This window comes from Winogradskyella litorisediminis, assembly GCF_042675765.1.
GTDB lineage: Bacteria > Bacteroidota > Bacteroidia > Flavobacteriales > Flavobacteriaceae > Winogradskyella > Winogradskyella litorisediminis.
Genome location: NZ_JBHTJL010000015.1, coordinates 62,714 through 80,807 on the forward strand (window position 1 = coordinate 62,714; position 18,094 = coordinate 80,807).

The 18,094-nt window shown below is 33.9% G+C and carries 20 protein-coding genes and 1 other RNA gene; 9 read left to right on the forward strand and 12 right to left on the reverse strand.

Going from position 1 to position 18,094, the window contains the following annotated elements; genetic code table 11:
* Window position 1: 1 nt before the first annotated feature.
* Genes ACFQ1Q_RS10825 through rlmD form a run of 3 tightly spaced genes read right to left on the reverse strand, consistent with a single transcriptional unit; the run spans window position 2 to window position 2,760 of the window.
* Entirely contained in the window at window positions 2-760 is a 759-nt protein-coding gene (locus tag ACFQ1Q_RS10825; protein ID WP_386131160.1) for a DUF6048 family protein, read from the reverse strand.
* Window positions 741-1,307, reverse strand: coding sequence for a DUF6452 family protein (locus ACFQ1Q_RS10830; RefSeq protein WP_386131163.1), 567 nt, complete (start codon window positions 1,305-1,307; stop codon window positions 741-743). The genes ACFQ1Q_RS10825 and ACFQ1Q_RS10830 overlap by 20 nt, the downstream gene beginning before the upstream one ends.
* Window positions 1,297-2,760 carry a 23S rRNA (uracil(1939)-C(5))-methyltransferase RlmD gene (gene rlmD, locus ACFQ1Q_RS10835; RefSeq protein WP_386131166.1) on the reverse strand — a complete coding sequence of 488 codons (1,464 nt, stop codon included), beginning with the start codon at window positions 2,758-2,760 and terminating at the stop codon, window positions 1,297-1,299. The genes ACFQ1Q_RS10830 and rlmD overlap by 11 nt, the downstream gene beginning before the upstream one ends.
* 293 nt (window positions 2,761-3,053) lie before the next feature.
* Here rlmD and rocD point away from each other — a divergent pair, with 293 nt between their 5' ends.
* A complete protein-coding gene (gene rocD / locus ACFQ1Q_RS10840; RefSeq protein ID WP_386131168.1) occupies window positions 3,054-4,334 on the forward strand; it encodes an ornithine--oxo-acid transaminase in 1,281 nt (426 codons plus the stop codon).
* Here rocD and ACFQ1Q_RS10845 read toward each other — a convergent pair.
* Genes ACFQ1Q_RS10845 through ACFQ1Q_RS10860 form a run of 4 tightly spaced genes read right to left on the reverse strand, consistent with a single transcriptional unit; the run spans window position 4,331 to window position 5,726 of the window.
* A complete protein-coding gene (locus tag ACFQ1Q_RS10845) occupies window positions 4,331-4,708 on the reverse strand; it encodes a DUF2752 domain-containing protein (RefSeq protein WP_386131171.1) in 378 nt (125 codons plus the stop codon). The two genes, rocD and ACFQ1Q_RS10845, sit on opposite strands and share 4 nt — an antisense overlap.
* Window positions 4,709-4,754: 46 nt before the next feature.
* Window positions 4,755-5,060, reverse strand: coding sequence for a CD225/dispanin family protein (locus ACFQ1Q_RS10850; protein ID WP_386131174.1), 306 nt, complete (start codon window positions 5,058-5,060; stop codon window positions 4,755-4,757).
* Between the two features lie 27 nt (window positions 5,061-5,087).
* On the reverse strand, window positions 5,088-5,420 hold the full coding sequence (locus tag ACFQ1Q_RS10855) for a CCC motif membrane protein (protein ID WP_386131177.1): 333 nt from the start codon (window positions 5,418-5,420) through the stop codon (window positions 5,088-5,090).
* A 12-nt stretch (window positions 5,421-5,432) separates the two neighbouring features.
* Window positions 5,433-5,726 (reverse strand): DUF2752 domain-containing protein, encoded by a 294-nt coding sequence (locus ACFQ1Q_RS10860; RefSeq protein ID WP_386131179.1) that lies wholly within the window; start codon window positions 5,724-5,726, stop codon window positions 5,433-5,435.
* 44 nt (window positions 5,727-5,770) lie between these two features.
* Here ACFQ1Q_RS10860 and ACFQ1Q_RS10865 point away from each other — a divergent pair, with 44 nt between their 5' ends.
* Complete coding sequence (locus ACFQ1Q_RS10865; protein ID WP_386131182.1) at window positions 5,771-5,986, forward strand: hypothetical protein; 216 nt, start codon at window positions 5,771-5,773, stop codon at window positions 5,984-5,986.
* On the forward strand, window positions 5,979-6,536 hold the full coding sequence (locus tag ACFQ1Q_RS10870; protein ID WP_386131185.1) for a Smr/MutS family protein: 558 nt from the start codon (window positions 5,979-5,981) through the stop codon (window positions 6,534-6,536). Before ACFQ1Q_RS10865 ends, ACFQ1Q_RS10870 begins: the two co-directional genes overlap by 8 nt.
* Here the strand turns inward: ACFQ1Q_RS10870 and ACFQ1Q_RS10875 are convergent.
* Window positions 6,533-7,453, reverse strand: coding sequence for a hypothetical protein (locus ACFQ1Q_RS10875; protein WP_386131188.1), 921 nt, complete (start codon window positions 7,451-7,453; stop codon window positions 6,533-6,535). The genes ACFQ1Q_RS10870 and ACFQ1Q_RS10875 overlap by 4 nt on opposite strands.
* Before the next feature lie 87 nt (window positions 7,454-7,540).
* Between ACFQ1Q_RS10875 and ACFQ1Q_RS10880 the strand changes: the two genes are divergently transcribed.
* Complete coding sequence (locus ACFQ1Q_RS10880) at window positions 7,541-8,686, forward strand: cysteine desulfurase family protein (RefSeq protein ID WP_386131191.1); 1,146 nt, start codon at window positions 7,541-7,543, stop codon at window positions 8,684-8,686.
* On the opposite strand, the gene ACFQ1Q_RS10885 is transcribed toward ACFQ1Q_RS10880, so the two are convergent.
* From ACFQ1Q_RS10885 to ACFQ1Q_RS10895, 3 genes are read right to left on the reverse strand one after another with little or no spacing between them, the layout of a single operon-like run.
* Window positions 8,683-9,336 carry a hypothetical protein gene (locus ACFQ1Q_RS10885; protein ID WP_386131193.1) on the reverse strand — a complete coding sequence of 218 codons (654 nt, stop codon included), beginning with the start codon at window positions 9,334-9,336 and terminating at the stop codon, window positions 8,683-8,685. The two genes, ACFQ1Q_RS10880 and ACFQ1Q_RS10885, sit on opposite strands and share 4 nt — an antisense overlap.
* Before the next feature lie 7 nt (window positions 9,337-9,343).
* Window positions 9,344-11,812, reverse strand: coding sequence for a TonB-dependent receptor (locus tag ACFQ1Q_RS10890; RefSeq protein WP_386131196.1), 2,469 nt, complete (start codon window positions 11,810-11,812; stop codon window positions 9,344-9,346).
* An 11-nt stretch (window positions 11,813-11,823) separates the two neighbouring features.
* The gene (locus tag ACFQ1Q_RS10895) at window positions 11,824-13,512 is read right to left on the reverse strand and encodes a M23 family metallopeptidase (protein ID WP_386131199.1); all 1,689 of its coding nucleotides are present in this window, start codon (window positions 13,510-13,512) and stop codon (window positions 11,824-11,826) included.
* A gap of 177 nt (window positions 13,513-13,689) precedes the next feature.
* On the opposite strand from ACFQ1Q_RS10895, the gene ACFQ1Q_RS10900 reads away from it, so the two are divergent.
* The 4 genes from ACFQ1Q_RS10900 (at window position 13,690) to rny (ending at window position 16,121) form a co-directional block, all read left to right on the forward strand.
* Entirely contained in the window at window positions 13,690-13,980 is a 291-nt protein-coding gene (locus ACFQ1Q_RS10900; RefSeq protein WP_386131202.1) for a hypothetical protein, read from the forward strand.
* A gap of 18 nt (window positions 13,981-13,998) precedes the next feature.
* A complete protein-coding gene (locus tag ACFQ1Q_RS10905) occupies window positions 13,999-14,286 on the forward strand; it encodes a cell division protein ZapA (protein ID WP_386131204.1) in 288 nt (95 codons plus the stop codon).
* 60 nt (window positions 14,287-14,346) lie between these two features.
* Window positions 14,347-14,485: non-coding RNA, 6S RNA (gene ssrS / locus ACFQ1Q_RS10910), on the forward strand.
* Window positions 14,486-14,546: 61 nt separating this feature from the next.
* Window positions 14,547-16,121, forward strand: a complete 1,575-nt coding sequence (gene rny / locus ACFQ1Q_RS10915; RefSeq protein WP_386131206.1) for a ribonuclease Y — start codon at window positions 14,547-14,549, stop codon at window positions 16,119-16,121.
* Window positions 16,122-16,254: 133 nt separating this feature from the next.
* Here rny and ACFQ1Q_RS10920 read toward each other — a convergent pair whose 3' ends face one another.
* Window positions 16,255-17,163: a site-specific tyrosine recombinase gene (locus ACFQ1Q_RS10920; RefSeq protein WP_386131209.1), complete on the reverse strand. Its 909-nt coding sequence runs from the start codon at window positions 17,161-17,163 to the stop codon at window positions 16,255-16,257.
* Between the two features lie 218 nt (window positions 17,164-17,381).
* Between ACFQ1Q_RS10920 and ACFQ1Q_RS10925 the strand changes: the two genes are divergently transcribed.
* Window positions 17,382-17,924, forward strand: a complete 543-nt coding sequence (locus tag ACFQ1Q_RS10925) for a hypothetical protein (protein WP_386131211.1) — start codon at window positions 17,382-17,384, stop codon at window positions 17,922-17,924.
* Window positions 17,925-18,094: the final 170 nt, after the last annotated feature.

Consider the following 18,094-nt stretch of genomic DNA (forward strand, 5'->3'; position numbering starts at 1 on the left):
ACTAATTATTTTCAGTTTCCTCCTCGGATTCAGTTTCCTTTATTTTTTTCGTCTTTTTATAAATAGGAATTAAATATGAAACATTATACCCAAAACCTGCGCCTATATTGCCGCTATCATACGTTCTATTAAAACCAGGAATATAAAGGTTTTCAAAATTATCTGGACTCGTATCTGTAACCAAAAACTTTAATTGTACGTTTAAGCCCATATATAAATTTGTAAATACTTCAGCTTTTGCCCCAAAAATTAATTCGCCCCAGATAGCAGAAAGTCCAGTGGTTTCTTCAGGATTTGTTACGGTAAATTGTTCTCCAAAATATTGGTTATTTACATCATATATGGTGTAGCTGTTTAAGGTTTGGCTAAACGTACTTGCACCAACTCTAAAACCAGCAAAAATCATGTTTTCCATATCTAGCCAGTTTTTGTAAAGATTAATGTCTACACCTGCTTTAAAATAGCTTCCTTTTGATGTCGTATTTAGTACTTCATTTTCTAAAGTGCGTTCTTCATTTCCTAATTCGCCAGCTAAGTACAACGTCTGTGTTAACCTGTAATCGCCATTTATTTCGAACCCTTGATAATTATCATCAAAAAAACTACGTGCAATTTTAGAAATATCAGCACCTAAGCGGATTCCGTATTTTTGTTTGTAAACAATAGTGTCTGTTGCTGTTTCTTGCTCTTCGGACTGAGAAAATACAGAAGAAGTACAAAGTATAAAACCGACTAAAATTTTAGTGAAATATCTGTACATGTGTCGTGTCTTCGTTTTCAATTGATGTTGTAAACGTAATGTTTTGTATCCAATCTATAGAATCGTCACCAGCATTACCAATAACACTTACGCTATTAAAAATACTTTTAAAACCGCAAGCTCGTGATACGTAAACAAATTCTGGCGTATAGGTAACATCAATAATATCGATATTAGAATTTGTTGCGGCATTCTCATCTAAACGCAAATTGGTATTGGTTTCAAAATAATATCTAATCGTAGTTTCCTGTAATTCTTCTGTAACTTTTAAAGGTAATTCTACTGAATTGCTGTTTTCATTAAATCGAAGTGTAGCTTCTGTAACAGTTTCGGGAAATATTATTTCGCCTGTCGTTTCATCCGTAATAAGTTCTGCAGCGTAAACCGATAGTCTTGGTACATTTTTTAATTCATCTGTATCTGTAACGTCAAAGAATTCCACTAAAATTCGTGGTGTAGTTGGTGTACCTTCCGCACAGATATCATCGCGTTCGCAAGTCCATAAAATTAGTGCTAAAACTACTAAAATGTATTTGTTATTTTTCATTATTTTTCTCAAATAAAACAACAGTTTCTATATGCGCCGTGTGTGGAAACTGGTCTACTAAACTCATTTTTTTAATTGCATACCCAGCTTGCATTAATTGCTCAGTATCTCTTGCTTGCGTTGCAGGATTACAAGATACATAAACCAAACGGTCTGCATTAAGGTTTATTATTTTTTTAAGCGTTTTTGGAGCAATACCTGCACGAGCTGGATCAAGAATAATGGTTTTTATTTTGTTGGTATATTCAGGATGTTCGTTTAAGAATTTACCAACATCTGCAGCGTAAAATCTAAGATCTTCAATGTGGTTTCGCTTGGCATTTTCTTTGGCATCTTCAATTGCAGAGGCTACAATATCTACACCAACTATTTTAGCATTTTTGCTTCGAGATGCTAATATTTGTCCAATAGTTCCGGTACCACAAAATAAGTCCATAACTACAGTATTATCAATGGCAGATTTATCCTCTAAGGCATAATCAATTACTTTAGAATATAACTTTTCAGCCGATTTTGGATTGGTTTGAAAAAAGCTTTTCATACTAATTTCAAAATTTAAGCCTAAAAGCGCTTCAACAATTTTATCGTCGCCATAAACCAAATCAATCTTGCCAGTTGTAGCAATGGTTCTGTCACCTATTTCATCATTAACAGTGTGCAATAATCCAGCTACGCGAGTGCCAAACAATTCAACTAAAAATTCAGCAAATTTATTTAAATCAAATTTTGATAGATCGTAAGATGTAGTGACTAAATTAAAGAGTAATTGGTTGGTTTTAAACGATTTTCTAACAACGAAATAACGGAAAAAACCTTCACGTTTTGGAGCATGCCAAGGTGCTAAACCTGTGTCTTGACAATAAGCTTTAATCTGGGTTAAATTATCTTCAAACTCTTTATCAAATAATCCAGAGTCTTTTTTTAAATCATCGCCGCACCACCAAGTGCCACGCTTTTTAAAGCCAAGTGTAAATTCGTCTACATCGGTTTTAAGTTCGTGATTGTAACCAATGGCTGAGAAACCATACTCCATTTTGTTTCGGTAATGAAAGGTGTTTGGCGAAGTGACAAATTCATCAAATTTAGCTTCGATATCTGTGACTTTTCCAATGCGCTTAAACAACTCAATCGTGCTTTGCTTTTTATAAGCATGCTGCTTTTCAATTGGTAATTTTATATAAGGTGCACCAGGAATTTCTTGAAACGGCACTTCAACTTCATCTTCAGACGGTTCTAAAACTTCAAACAATTTGCATTCTGCGTACTTTTTACTCGATTTTTTTACTTGTGCTTTTACTAATTGTCCAGGTAAAGTGTTAGGTACAAAAACTACAAATTCTCCATGTTCGTTTCTTATTCTTCCAATTCCTTTTCCGCCGAAAGCGTAATCCTCAATCTTTAGTTCTAGGATTTGTCCACGTTTTACAAACTTGTTTCGTTCTCTTCTTGGCATTGGCGTAATAATTAGAATGCAAAGATACTTTATTTGTGGGCTCTTGCAAGATTGAAATTGGGTTTGAGGACAAAACAAATTTATGTTTATTTACAACACTTCAATTTTTTTAATTTGACAGTAATCCTTAATTTGCAAGCTCTAAGGATGATTTCTTTCCCACGCTGAATTTTCGTCCCGATACTTATCGAGACACGAAAGGATAAAGGTAGAACAGGAATTCGCTAAGCGAAATCTAAAAACACTCATTTTTTCGCTTGGCTAATGTTTAATTTTTAACTAAAATTTTTAGAATGGCTGTTTTAGACCAATTAACATCGCAACAAGCGATTGCATTAGAAGACAAATACGGAGCGCATAATTACCATCCTTTACCTGTAGTTTTAAGTAAGGGCGAAGGTGTTTATGTGTGGGACGTTGAAGGAAAAAAATATTATGATTTTTTATCGGCTTACTCTGCTGTAAACCAAGGACACTGCCATCCAAAGATTGTTAGCGCAATGACCGAACAAGCTAAAACCTTGACATTAACTTCACGAGCTTTTTATAATGACATGCTTGGCAGTTTTGAAAAGTATGCAACTAAAACTTTTAACTTTGATAAGTTGCTACCTATGAATACAGGCGCTGAAGCAGTTGAAACGGCGTTAAAAATTTGTAGAAAATGGGCATACGAAGTAAAAGGTATTAATGAAAATAATGCAGAAATTATTGTTTGCGAAAATAATTTTCACGGACGTACAACAACTATCATTTCATTCTCAAACGACCCAGTAGCACGTAAAAACTTTGGTCCATATACAGATGGATTCATTAAAATTGAATACGATAATATTAAAGCTCTAGAAGATACTTTAGAGAATAATAAGAATGTTGCAGGATTTTTGGTAGAACCAATTCAAGGCGAAGCAGGAGTTTATGTACCATCTGAAGGTTACTTGGCAGCAGCAAAAGCTTTGTGCGAAAAGCATAACGTTCTGTTTATTGCTGATGAAGTGCAAACAGGGATTGCACGTACAGGTAGACTTCTAGCAACTTGTGGTAATTGTTCTTGTAATGACAAACATTGTTCTGGCACACCAGAAGTTAAACCAGATATTTTAATTTTGGGTAAAGCTTTATCTGGTGGAGCCTATCCTGTTTCTGCGGTTTTAGCTAACGATTCTATTATGAACGTCATAAGACCAGGAAATCACGGAAGTACATTTGGTGGAAATCCTGTTGCTGCAGCTATTGGCATTGCTGCATTAGAAGTTATTAAAGACGAAAAATTAGCTAATAACGCGCAAGAATTGGGTGAAGTTTTTAGAGCGGAACTTTCAAAATATATAGAGAATAGTAATATCGTTAATGCAGTCAGAGGAAAAGGTTTATTAAATGCCATTTTAATAAACGATAGCGAAGATAGCGATACGGCTTGGAATATTTGTTTAAAACTTAGAGACAACGGGTTGTTAGCAAAACCAACACACGGAAACATAATTCGTTTTGCACCACCTTTGGTTATGACCAAAGAACAGCTTTTGGATTGTGTATCTATTATTACTAAGACACTTAAAGAATTTGAAGCCTAAGGCGCCAATTCTGTAAATGGATAAATAGGAATATTTCGTAATATCCAGTAGAGAAATACTATTACAATTATAGCGTAAGTAAACCAAGGTTTATACGTTAAGTTGTAATGGTATTTTTTTTTGTATCGGGTTGTAATGATTGCATATAATTTTGCCAGCAAAACAATAACCACTATGATTAAAGTGACATTATGTTTAAGCGCATCTAGAACTCTTAGATGAAGTAAATCATGAATAGCACGCTGACTGCCACAACCTGGGCAGTGAAAATCGGTAACGACATAAAAAGGACATTTGGGAAAAATACCTTCGCCCTTAGACACTTCTGGGTCGTTAAAGTAGTAGTATTTTACTAAAAAAAATATGGGTATCAATAAAAGGAGATACCCATATCTTAAATATTTATGTTTAAGCAAAATCTTAATAATTATAACCTCCAGAGCCTAAAGCTGCAAACATTGCTGCTCCGTAAAACAACATCATTAACGCTATAATTACAAATCCGCCAATAAGACCAATAAGTCCCCAAAGTTTTGCATTTTTAGAATCTGCAATAGCACCTTGATGGTCGCCGCCATCCCATTTTGCATTTACTCTAGCTGCGTAAACAATACTCACAACGCCTGTAATTTGGCAACATAAAAAAGTGGTAATAATTGCTAATACCAAATAATTATTTGGTCGCTGTTGAAGGTTGCCCGTTTCTATAGGCTTGTGTTCAGTCATATTAAATATAGTTGATTAGTTAAATTTTTATTGACCCATCATTTCTTGAATCTTACGCTGTAATTCCTCTTGGTCTTGTAAAGTTTCCCATCCAAAGTAAGATACAATCCAAACAAGGTATGCAACCATTAAAATACTAAGTACAACACCGATTATACCCATAATTTTTCCTGCTTTTACGTTTCCGTAGCCTGTATACATTTCTGGTTCAGTTTGGTAAACTTTAGTGGCTTTGCCTGCTAATACTATAGCTATAATTCCAAAAATTAATCCTGGCGCGCCATAGCAGCAACAACCTACGATTGATAAAATACCCATTACTAAAACAAGGGTTGCGTTTGGTAATTGTCTTTGTTCCATTTTTTTGTTGGTTTAAAAGGTTTTTAATAAAAAGCTGATTACAATAATACTAATATTTAAAATAAAAAGGCCTAATATTATTTTGTGACCTTGTTCAAATTTAAATTTTAAATGTAAAATTAAAAATGCAAACATGATGATAAGCGTATATATCGCAGGATACATTTTAAATGCGGCAACAAATTCGCCCTGAATTAAAAAGTTAAGCGAGCGTTGCATACCGCAACCCATACAATCAATGCCAAAGTTCTTTTTCCAAAGACATGGTAACATATAATCGTCGAGTTGAATTTTCAGCAATTTCATGAGTCAAATATAAATGTTTTAGAGAATAGATTACTTTTGTAAATATGAAATTATCTCGTTTTATAAATATTCTTTGCATTGTCACAGGTGGTGCAATTGCCATATATTCTCAAGCCGAAAAGCAGCAGAATGAATATTTGCTTATTGGCGGAATCGTACTTTTGATGTTTGGATTGTATCGATTATCTCGAAATGTACCGAGTAAGTTTGAAAATCGAGAAGAAGAAACTTTTGTAAAGACAGAAAATGACAATGATTAAAGTAGGAGATACAGTTGAAACTATCGATGATGCTATAAAAGGAAAAGTTCTTAAAATTAGTGGCGATTCTATTTTTGTTGAATCTGAAGATGGATTTGAGTTTGAATTTTCAGCAAACGAACTGATTATCCTCGACTCAGAAGATAATATCAATTTAGGTTCATTAGCCAATTCATCAATTTCTGAAATTACCCGAGAAAAAGAAAGCGGAAAAAAGCCAAATTACCATAAACCGAAAGCCAAAAAACGTCATCAACCTACATTTATTGTTGATTTGCACATTCATCATTTAACAGATTCTACACGTGGTATGACAAATTTTGATATGCTTAATTTACAACTCGATACCGCGCGTCGTCAATTAGATTTTGCAATAAAACAGCGCATGCCTAAAATGGTTTTTATTCACGGTGTTGGTGAAGGTGTATTGCGGCAAGAATTGTACACTGTTTTAAGACGTTACAATAATGTAACGTTTTATGATGCCGATTACAGGGAATTTGGATTAGGTGCGACTGAAGTTAAGATATTTCAGAATGTTGAGCCTTAATTAAAAGATTCTACCATAAAAGTGTTTTCAAAAACACCCATATTGTAAATATCTTGTCTAAGAATTTCGATATTAAAATTTCGTATTTCAACATTTGTAAAAACAGTACGCTCATAAGTATTATCAGTTCTAACACCAGGATTTCCGTAGGATGTATTTTCTGCTGGTAAAAGATAAAAAGCAACTGATGTGCCATTTACTGGAACAGTATCATTTTCTGGTCTCATATCTTGGTTTTCATCCTCTTCAATAGTAGGAATCATGTCACCATCATCGTCTGTATCTAAATAATTTGGAAACTCATCGCCATCAGTATTTAGCGGATTTGTCAATGGATTATCGTCACCATCAGCATTTTCACTATCTAACTCATCAATGGTCAAAACATTATCATTATCATCATCTTGATCTAAATAATCGGGTATGCCGTCACCATCAAAATCTTGCGCATCAGGATAATTGCCATCGGCATCAATCTGGCCACGACCTTCATCTTCAGACGGAATACCATCCAAATCATCATCAATAACGATTGACGTAAAGATTATTTCAGCACCTTCTTCAGCTTCATAATCTTCTTGCAGAATCAAATCTGCTGGTGGCACAATATTGCACAATTCATCACCAACAATAGTTCTGTTGTAAGTTCTATAATTAAAGCGAATAGTGCTCGAATTTGTTTCCAAAGTTTCTGGATTTCCTTCTGTAAAAATACCTTCAGTTGTTGCGTTTCTAGGAATTAAAATAGTGAGCGATTCGCTTGGGTCAACTCTTGTTGTATAGATGAGGTAAGAGGAATTATTATCATCACAACGCGAAAGTGTTTCACTAAAATCCAATTCGGCAGTAATCACATCACCATCGTCACAAGCAAAAAATAAAACACATGCTACTAAAACCAAGAAAATATTACGCATAAGGTCGTTTGTTTTCAACAAAAATAAATCATTTATAAAATTATAACGTCGCTTCGAAAGAATAATTTTATACTTTATTTTTGCAGCATGACAAATATGTATTTCGATAGCGCAGCGACAACACAATTACGACCAGAAGTTGTGGAAAAAATGACTGAAGTTTTAAATCAGAATTTTGGTAATCCTTCATCAACTCATAGTTTTGGGCGTTCGGCAAAATCCATTATGGAAAAATGCCGTAAAAATATTGCCTCTTATTTTAATGTATCTGCTGCTGAAATTATTTTTACATCTGGTGGAACAGAAGCCGATAATCTCGCAATGCGAAGCGCCGTTAGAGATTTAGGTGTTACAGAAATTATCACGTCTCGTATTGAGCACCACGCTGTATTACATACTGCAGCACAGTTACAAGCCGAATACAATATTGATGTCACTTACGTACAACTAGACGAAAAAGGTACTGTCGATTTCAAGCATTTTGAAGAATTACTAAAATCTGACACAAAAAAACTTGTAAGCTTAATGCATATTAACAACGAGATTGGTAACATTTTAGATATTAAACGAGTTGCTGATTTGTGCAAAGTTTATGGTGCTTTATTTCACTCAGATACGGTACAATCTGTTGGACATTTTAAGTTAGATTTACAAGACATTAAAGTCGACTTTTTAGCAGCAAGCGCACATAAATTTCATGGACCAAAAGGAGTTGGTTTTTGTTTTGTTAGAGCAGCATCAGGACTAAAACCTTTAATTTTTGGGGGCGAGCAGGAGCGAGGCTATCGCGCTGGTACAGAAAGTTTGCACAATATCGTTGGTTTAGATGAGGCTTTGAGGATTTCTTACGAAAATCTTGAAAAAGAAAGCCAATACGTAAAAAAAATAAAGCAATATTTTATAGATAGTTTATTAGAAAAATTACCAGATGTTCATTTTAATGGCGAATGCTGTAATCCTGATAAAAGCACATACACGTTAGTCAATGTGTGCTTGCCATTACCACCAGAAAAAGCGGCAATGCTTCAATTTCAGTTAGATTTAAAAGGTATCGCTTGCTCTAAAGGTAGTGCTTGCCAAAGTGGAAGCACATCTGCATCACATGTCTTGTCTCAGATTTTAAATGACGATTTATTACAGAAACCTTCTGTGCGTTTTTCGTTTAGTAAATTTAATACCAAAGAAGAGATTGATTATGTCGTGGAGACAATTTGTGAGTTTGCTAGGAATTAGTTTTTGCCGGCTATTTCTTCAACAATCTTAGTAACAGAAGATGATCCATATTCTCCGTAAATTGAAATGTATTTATGTGTTAAATTATCTATAACAACAAAGCTTCCGCAAGGATAATGATACTTGAAAAACATATTCTCAATTAGTCTTTTCTCATCGAAATTCCATTTAAACCTATTGAAACCAGAATAATCTAATGTCGAATCTTTCTTATATATTCTGTAGTTATTAAGGCTAATTTTGTTCTTTAAATTTTTTAGATAAGAATTTCCGTAAGAACTGTTTTGTCCTTTAAAATAAAGTCTTCCGCTGTTGCATCTATCTTTTCCTGGATGAAATTGTATGATACTTAAGCGAGCAGACGGCTTGAACTCTAGCTCGTTCAAATATTTATTTAGGACGATTAGCTCATCTTTATTTAATTTGCCATAATTTTTTCTTGATTCTAGTTTCCGGATGTAACAAGTATCATTTTCAAAAGCAAGTGATAAATAATACGTGCCATTTTTTATTCCATCTGTCTTTTTTTTCAGAAAATTACGTTTTGTCATTATACTATTGTCAACATCCCAATAATAAATAGGCTTTTTCTTCTGTCCAAAAGCCAAAAACGAAAACCAAACTGACAAAACGAAAACCAAATATTTCATATGCATGTTACAATCTCGCCGACAATCTCACATTAAAAACTCGTGGCGTTAAAAAGTTAGGAATCGCAAATTGTCTCTGACTATTTACATCACGTACCCAAGTATTAGTGATGGCGTTTTGGTTGTTAAACATATTGTAAATTTCAATGCCAAGCGACAAACTTCTGAATGGTTTTTTCCAGTTAGACGTATAAGTTTTTTCAGGATTTACTATTTCGTAAGAAATACCTAAATCTGCACGTCTGTAATCTCGTAATCTAAATTGAAAATCATAAGGGTCAGCATAACTCGGCGAACCGCCAGGCAATCCTGTATTATACACCAAATTGAGATACATCTTTAAATCTGGCATGTTAGGTACATAATCTTGAAATAATACACCAAACTTTAAACGTTGGTCTGTTGGTCTAGAAATATAGCCACGATTATTAATGTTTTCTTCGGTTTTTAAATAACCGAAACTAAACCAAGATTCTGTTCCTGGCACAAACTCACCATTCAATCTCAAATCTAAACCGTAAGCATAAGCTTTTGCACTATTATTGGCACGATAACGAATACGGACATTTTCTAGTGTGTAAGGATTTACGTCGGATAAACCTTTGTAATACGCTTCAGTCACTAATTTAAAAGGTCTGTCCCAAAGTTTAAAACTATACTCATTTCCTAAAACCACATGAAACGATTTCTGCGCTTTTACGTTAGGTTGCACAACACCAGAAGAATCTCGTAATTCGCGATAAAACGGCGGTTGGTAATACAAACCACCAGCAATTCTAAAAAGCATGTCTTTATCCCAATTTGGCTTAATAGCAAATTGCGCTCGTGGACTAATAACAGTTTGGTTATTGCCCTCAATTCCGCTACCATTTACAGACCAATTATGTGCACGTACACCAATATTGTAATAGGCTTCGTGTTCTCCAATCTGCGTTGTTTTTTTATACTGAACGAAAGCTTGAAGTCTATTGATTTGCACTTCGTTAAACGCTCTAATATTTTGAAAAGCTGTCAACGGACCATTAAATGGTACGTCTGGTTGAAAATTTGGTCCAGTTAATCCTGGCGGACGAATGGAAAATCCAGCCGAATCAATAACTTCAGACTCTACCAAACGGTCGCGTATATCTTCACGTGTATATTTTACAGACCATTCAAGGTTACTATCGTCATCCATGTTATAATCACCTCGATGCTCCAAATTAAAAATAAGTGCATCCAAATCATTTCTTGCTCTTGTAAATTGAGAACCGATACCTTCACTAAATTCAACTTCACCCAAATTTTCATCACCAATATTAGTGTTGACTTCGCCTAAGCGGTATTGTGCTAAAATGTCGAAGTATTCCTGTTCTGTGGCGTGATAAGCAGAACCAATAAGTTTTAAGGTTGTTTTATCATTCAGAAAATAATTTGCTTTAAATGCACCAAAATAGGTTTGGTATTCGGTTTGTTCTTGGCCTTCGTAAAACACTAAAAGCGCTACAGGTTCGTCAACAGTACCAAAATTGGTTTGTCTGTTTTCTGGTTGAAAATTATACTGATTAAGAGAAATGTTTCCGAGGAAATTTAGATGAAATTTATCTGAAAAGCGATACGTTAGATAAGTTTGTGCATCCGCAAAAACAGGTTCCACATTTCCGTTAGTTTCAAGACTGTTAAGCACCAGACTATTGTCGCGGTAACGAATTCCAGAAATACTAGAAAATTTTCCGTCGGTTGAAGCGGTTTCAACTGCAACACTTCCGCCTAGCAAACTTAAATCTGCACTTACACCAAATTTTGAAGGCTTTTTATAAGTAATATCTAAAACCGAAGACAATTTATCGCCATAACGTGCTTGGAAACCACCAGCAGAGAAATCGACATTGGCTACCATGTCAGTGTTTACAAAACTCAAGCCTTCTTGATTACCAGAGCGAATGAGAAATGGACGATAGACTTCAATCTCGTTGACGTAAACAAGGTTTTCATCAAAATTTCCACCACGAACGGAATATTGCGTACTTAACTCGTTTGAAATATTTACTCCAGGTAAGGTTTTCAGAATATTTTCTACACCAGGTTGTGCGCCTTTAATACGTCTTAAAACTTGAGCGGGAATAGTAGTGACATCCGAATTTTCAATTTTAGTTTCTGGTGTAATAACAACTTCCGCGATTTGGACAACACTAACTTTCAACACCGGATTGTATTCTAGTTCACTACCGTTTTTTAAATTGAATTTTTGTTCCACACGCTTGTGAGACACGTGACTAAAGGTTAATGTTACTTCAGTTTCTGACGGAATTCTAATTTTATAAAATCCATTTTTATTAGTCGTTGCACCTTCGCCAGTGCTTGCGGTAATATTTACATTTTCAATTGGTAAATTATTTTCGCCTAAAATTACACCTCGTAAAACCGCGGTTTGGGCAAAAATGCTTAGCGAAATAAGAAGAAGTAGTCCTGTGAGTAACGGTTTAGCGGTCTTCAAAAGTATGGGTTTTATTTTCTAAAAAATGTTGCTTCAAATGTAGAACTATTTCCAACATTATCTGTGACAATAATTTTCAAATTATTTTCTGTATCTGTAACGACGTCATCGTTAAAATCGTGTGTTAAGGTATTGGTTTTATAATCGTATTCCATTAAAATCCATTTTCCATTAACGGTAGCTCTATATTTTGAAATTCCAGATAAGTCGTCAGAAATTTTAACTTTTAGATATCTGTATTTACTTAGCCACTTTTTATTGGTAAAGTTAATGGGCTCAATTTTTGGGGGAATTGTATCAGCTTCAAGTGTATAAATGCCAAAGGTTTTACTACGAGCGGTTAATGTATCACCTTTTCGTTTTGTGCCGACATAACTAGGTTTTTTGTAATATCCATAAAGTCGTGCAATAAATAATTTGCTTTTATCAACATCTTTATAATTGCTAATATCATAATTAACCACGAAATTTTTCTGAAGCGGAAGCACATCTTTATGTAAATATATGCTGTCCGAGCTGACTTTAAAATCAATCAATACATCTTCATAAACTGTATTTGGATAAATTGTTACAGATGCCAACCCATCTTTTAAAACGGTAGTTTCTTGGTTTTTCACAAGGTATTTATCTTCCTCGTTAACATCTTCAAATTCAACTATAGGTTTTGGAGCACCAATGATAGGAATAGAAAGTGTTGTAGTGTTATCTGCGTAGTCTTTTATTTCAACTTTATAAAGCGTTGAGGTACTATCTTCAACTTTAATATAACCATTATCTACAATGTTTTTAAACATACTTAATGGGTTATTTTCTTTAACAAATAGTTGTTGACTGCGTGTTTTCTTTGTTTTCCACAATTCAAAATCTATAAAACGATTTAGGTGTTTGGTTTCGCTAAAACTGAAACGTTTAAAATCCATTTCATAAATTTTGTTTCCATTGTAATAGGATGAAATATTACTTACACCATTATTGTTTGGAGCCAAATCTTGCTTATCATAACTCACGATACCAAAACCAATATTGCCATAGGCTTTAATTTTTTCAACTTTATAATTACCGTCTTGTTGCGGGATTAATCGAAGAGGAATGCGCTCATTCTTAACATTAATAAATGCATTTTTATCTTTAGGATACGCATAGACTGATGTTATAAAAGGTTTTTTTGAATCTTTAATATTAATTCCGAAAAGCATTGGATTTATTGGCCTTTCGGCATTATCTCTAATTTCGAAATGTAAATGTGGTCCACCAGAACCGCCGGTATTACCTGAAAAAGCGACGACTTCATCAGTGGAAACAGGTAATTCTATTTTATTAGGAAACATTTCCACTTCATAACTTTCCTTTTCGTATTGGCAGTTTTTAATGTAGGCTTCAATTTTAGGCGAAAACTTTTTTAAATGTCCGTAAACTGTAGTATACCCGTTTGGATGTGTAATGTATAAAGCCTTTCCGTATCCGTAATGAGAAACCTTAATTCGGCTAACATAACCTTCCGCAGCGGTATAAACTTTTAAGCCTGTTTTTCGTTGTGTTTTTATATCTAAACCGGAATGAAAATGGTTAGAGCGTAGTTCTGCAAAAGTTCCAGAAAGTATTAAAGTAATATCTAAAGGGTCTCTAAAGTAATCTTGCGGATATTCGGTTTGAGCATAAAGCGTATTAGAAATTAAAAAAAGAAGGATTATTTTTTTCATTTGCAATTATATAGTAGCTAAAATAGAATTTTGAATGTGATTTACAAACGCTAAAACTGTATAATTTTTGGTAACAAATTAATTTCATTATAATTAACTCAATCAAAAATAATCATAAAACTATTGGCTTTATCCATTAGATATCTTAAATTTGTTACATAGTGTTGTATAACGCAAATGAGTAAAATTGAAGATATTGTTGATACGTTAGAGAACCGAATTTCAAAGGTTTTGCATAAGCAAGAAGTGCTAAAACAAACAAATGCAAAACTCTCGGAACAACTAGCAGAATATCAAAAACAAGTCTTAAATTATCAAGAGCAAATTAGCGATTGGTCAGACAAATATGAAACGCTCAAAACTGCAAATGCAATGCTTGGTAGTGACGAAAATAAACGAGAAACAAAACTCAAAATAAATTCGCTAATAAGAGATATTGACCATTGTATTGCGCAATTGTCTGAGTAGCGAAAAGAAAATTAACGGATGTCTAATCAGCTTAAAATTAAATTATCAATAGCTAACAGAGTTTATCCGTTAACCATAAACCCAAGCCAAGAAGAAGGGTTGCGTAAAGCCGCAAAGAAGATAGAGGCAATGATTGGGCAATTTGAGCAAAGTTACTCTGTTAGAGATAAGCAAGATGTTTTGGCAATGTGTGCCTTACAATTTGCTGCTCAAGTAGAGCAAAAGTCGATAGATAAAGAGTATGTGAATGAAGAAGTACAAGAGAAGTTAGAAGCTTTAAATGAACTTTTACAATCACATATTTAACTCGTACGTTCTTTAAAATAAAATAAGGTTACTGCCTACATTAGTTATATTTTTTGATAAACTCAACGATTAATTCTTTAAAAAGGGTGAGTTGAAGTTGTAAAACCGTGCTGCTGTTTTGTACTGAACTTGTTTCAGTATTAATTCTAGGCAGATTTTTGAGCAGCTTGTTAGCCCTAAACTTGTTTTTAAGGAGTTTATACAAAACACAGAACTGGTGTAGGCTTTTTTTATATAAATACATCAACTAAACTAAATATATGGATACTAACATACTATACATTGCCGGCGCTGCGGTTTTAGGATTGATAATTGGTTTTATCATTGCTAAATCGTTAGAAAAAGGAAAGGCATCTAAAATAATTGGCGAAGCAGAAAGAGAAGCCAAATCTATCTTAAAAGACGCCAAATCTGAAGGTGAATCAATTAAGAAAGATAAAATACTTCAGGCTAAAGAAAAATTCATAGAACTCAAGGCAGAACACGAAAAAGTCATCTTATCGCGTGATAAAAAAATGGCAGAAGCCGAAAAGCGTATTAGAGACAAAGAATCTCAAATTTCTAGTGAGTTATCAAAAGCTAAAAAATCAAATCAATCCTTAGACGATAAAATTAAAGATTACGATTACAGATTAGAATTTCTTGAAAAAAAGGCTGAAGAAGTCGAAAAGGCTCATAAAAGTCAGATTAAACAGCTAGAGGTAATCTCAGGTTTATCTGCTGATGATGCAAAGCATCAATTAGTAGAATCCTTAAAAGAAGAGGCAAAAACAGATGCCATGGCATTTGTTCAAGATAGAGTAGAAGAGGCAAAATTAACCGCGCAGCAAGAAGCTAAGAAGATTATTATTAATACCATTCAGCGTATTGGTACAGAAGAAGCAGTTGATAATTGTGTTTCCGTATTTAATATTGAATCTGACGATGTAAAAGGTAGGATTATTGGCCGCGAAGGTCGAAATATTCGCGCCATCGAAGCAGCAACAGGTGTCGAAATTATCGTTGATGATACACCAGAAGCTATTATCTTATCGTGTTTTGACTCTGTAAGACGTGAAATAGCACGATTATCTTTACACAAATTGGTAACTGACGGACGTATTCACCCAGCGCGTATTGAAGAAGTCGTGAAGAAAACCCAGAAACAAATAGAACAAGAAATAATTGAGGTTGGTAAGCGTACGGTTATCGATTTAGGTATTCACGGTTTACATCCAGAATTAATAAAGATGGTTGGTCGTATGAAATACCGTTCGTCTTACGGACAAAATTTACTACAACATTCTCGTGAAGTTGCAAAACTTTGCGGTGTAATGGCTGCAGAATTAGGGTTAAATCCAAAACTTGCCAAACGTGCAGGATTACTCCACGATATAGGAAAAGTACCAGATGCTGAAGCAGATGTAGAAACACCACACGCTATTTTAGGTATGAAATGGGCTGAAAAACATGGCGAAAAACCAGAGGTTTGTAATGCTATTGGTGCTCACCATGATGAAATTGAAATGACAACTTTACTGTCGCCAATTATTCAAGTTTGTGATGCTATTTCTGGTGCGAGACCAGGTGCAAGACGTCAAGTATTAGACTCTTACATTCAGCGTTTAAAAGATTTAGAAGCTGTGGCATTTGGTTTTCCTGGTGTAAAGAAAGCATACGCTATACAAGCAGGTAGAGAATTACGTGTTATCGTAGAAAGTGAAAAAGTGACAGATGATAAAGCAGCAAGCTTATCTTTTGAAATTTCTCAGAAAATTCAAACGGATATGACATATCCGGGACAAGTTAAAGTAACAGTAATTAGAGAAACTAGAGCAGTAAACATTGCGAAATAGTCTATAGTTAAAAACATGCTTAAAGCCTTAAATTCTTTGGAGTTTGAGGTTTTTTTTTGCTCAAGCTTGAAGTTTGAAGTACGCAGTTGGAAGTTTAGATTGCAACTAACTATTAGCTACTGAGAACTGTTTACTATTTCCTCGGATGATACGTATTAATTACCTTATTTAATTGCGATTTATCAATGTGGGTATAAATTTCTGTAGTAGTGATACTTTCATGGCCTAACATCATTTGTATAGAACGCAAATCGGCACCATTTTCTAGAAGATGCGTTGCAAATGAATGTCTAAAGGTATGCGGAGAGACTGTTTTTTGTAGACCAACTTTCTCAACCAATTTCTTTATAATGGTAAACACCATAGCACGAGTTAGCTGATTACCTTTGTAATTTAAGAATAAAACATCCTTTGATTCTTGTTTTACATCAATATGTTTTCTGATGTCTAACCAAATATCAATCAGTTTTTGTGTGTTTTTTCCAATAGGTACAAAGCGCTCTTTATTTCCTTTACCTTTTACTTTTATAAAGCCTTCTTCAAAAAATAAATCTGAAATTTTAAGGTTGGTAAGCTCGCTTACACGAAGTCCACAACTGTATAAGGTTTCTAAAATAGCTTTATTACGATGACCAAGATTTACGCCTCTAAACTGATAATTTAAATCAATTGCAGAAATGATAAGGTCGATATCAGCAATAGATAATGTATCTGGGAGTTTTAGACCTAAACGTGGTGATTCTATTTGGTCTACAGGATTGGCTTCACGGTACTTTTCAAACACTAAATAATCAAAGAAATTACGTAAACCAGAAATGATTCTGGCTTGAGAACGCGGATTTAATTCCTTTGAAATTTGATAAACAAAATTTTGTACGGTCTCTTGTGAGATTTCAATAGGAGATTCTTTTATATCATTTTCGTTAAGAAATTTCTGAATTCGCAATATATCATATACATAGCTATCAATTGAGTTTTGTAGTAGTCCACGCTCAATTTTTAAAAAAGTTTCATAATCGTTTATTGCTTCACGCCATTTCATATGTAAATTTAGTTATAATAGATGGTTATTTTTCTTTTTTTTAAGGGTGAAGTAAGAACTTTTTTTTCCAAGATTGTTAATAATGAAAAACGCAAATACCTGATAATCAGTTTGTATTTTTCATTTTGTTAATAAAGATGTTAATAATGTCTAAACATTTATAAATACTTAAGCAAAAAAGTATTTAGTTTGCATTATCAATTTAAAAACTTTTAATTATGAAAAAATTATTTATTGCTGCTTTAGCAGTATGTGCGTTTAGTTTTTCTAATGCTCAAGATGAAGCTGGTTCTGCAACTTCAGAAGGTACATGGTTAATTGAGGCTAATACTGGTAATGCGATGCTAGGTTCTACTTCTTTTATGTTTGCATCTTCAGATGGAACTTCTCAGTACAACTTAGGTTTAGATGGAGGATATTTCATATCTGACAACTTAGCTATTAAAGCTGGTTTAGGTTTTGGTGGTTTTAATCCTGATGTAGGAGATAATGAAACTTCTTTTTCTTACAGATTAGGTGCGAAGTATTATTTAGGTGGTGAATTCCCACTTGGAGTAGATTTAACTGGTGCTTCTGGTGATGCAGTAGAAAATGGTGCAGGAGAAACTCCTCTATGGTTAGGTCTTCAAGGTGGTTACGCTTGGTTTGTTGCAGATAACATTGCTATTGAGCCAGGTCTTCGTTACAACTTATCTTTAAACGAAGATTTTACTGATGAAGGTGTATTTCAATTCAATATTGGCTTTACATTATTCTTTTAATATAGTATAGATAAAAACAATAAAACCGAGGCAAGCGCCTCGGTTTTTTTATGTCTGAACTTTTGTCATTAAATTAATTTTAAAGAAAAGTATTAGATTTTTCGACTTTTTAATAAAATCAATTTTTTTATAGTTACTCTATTTTTGATGATTGCTGAAGTAGATATTCA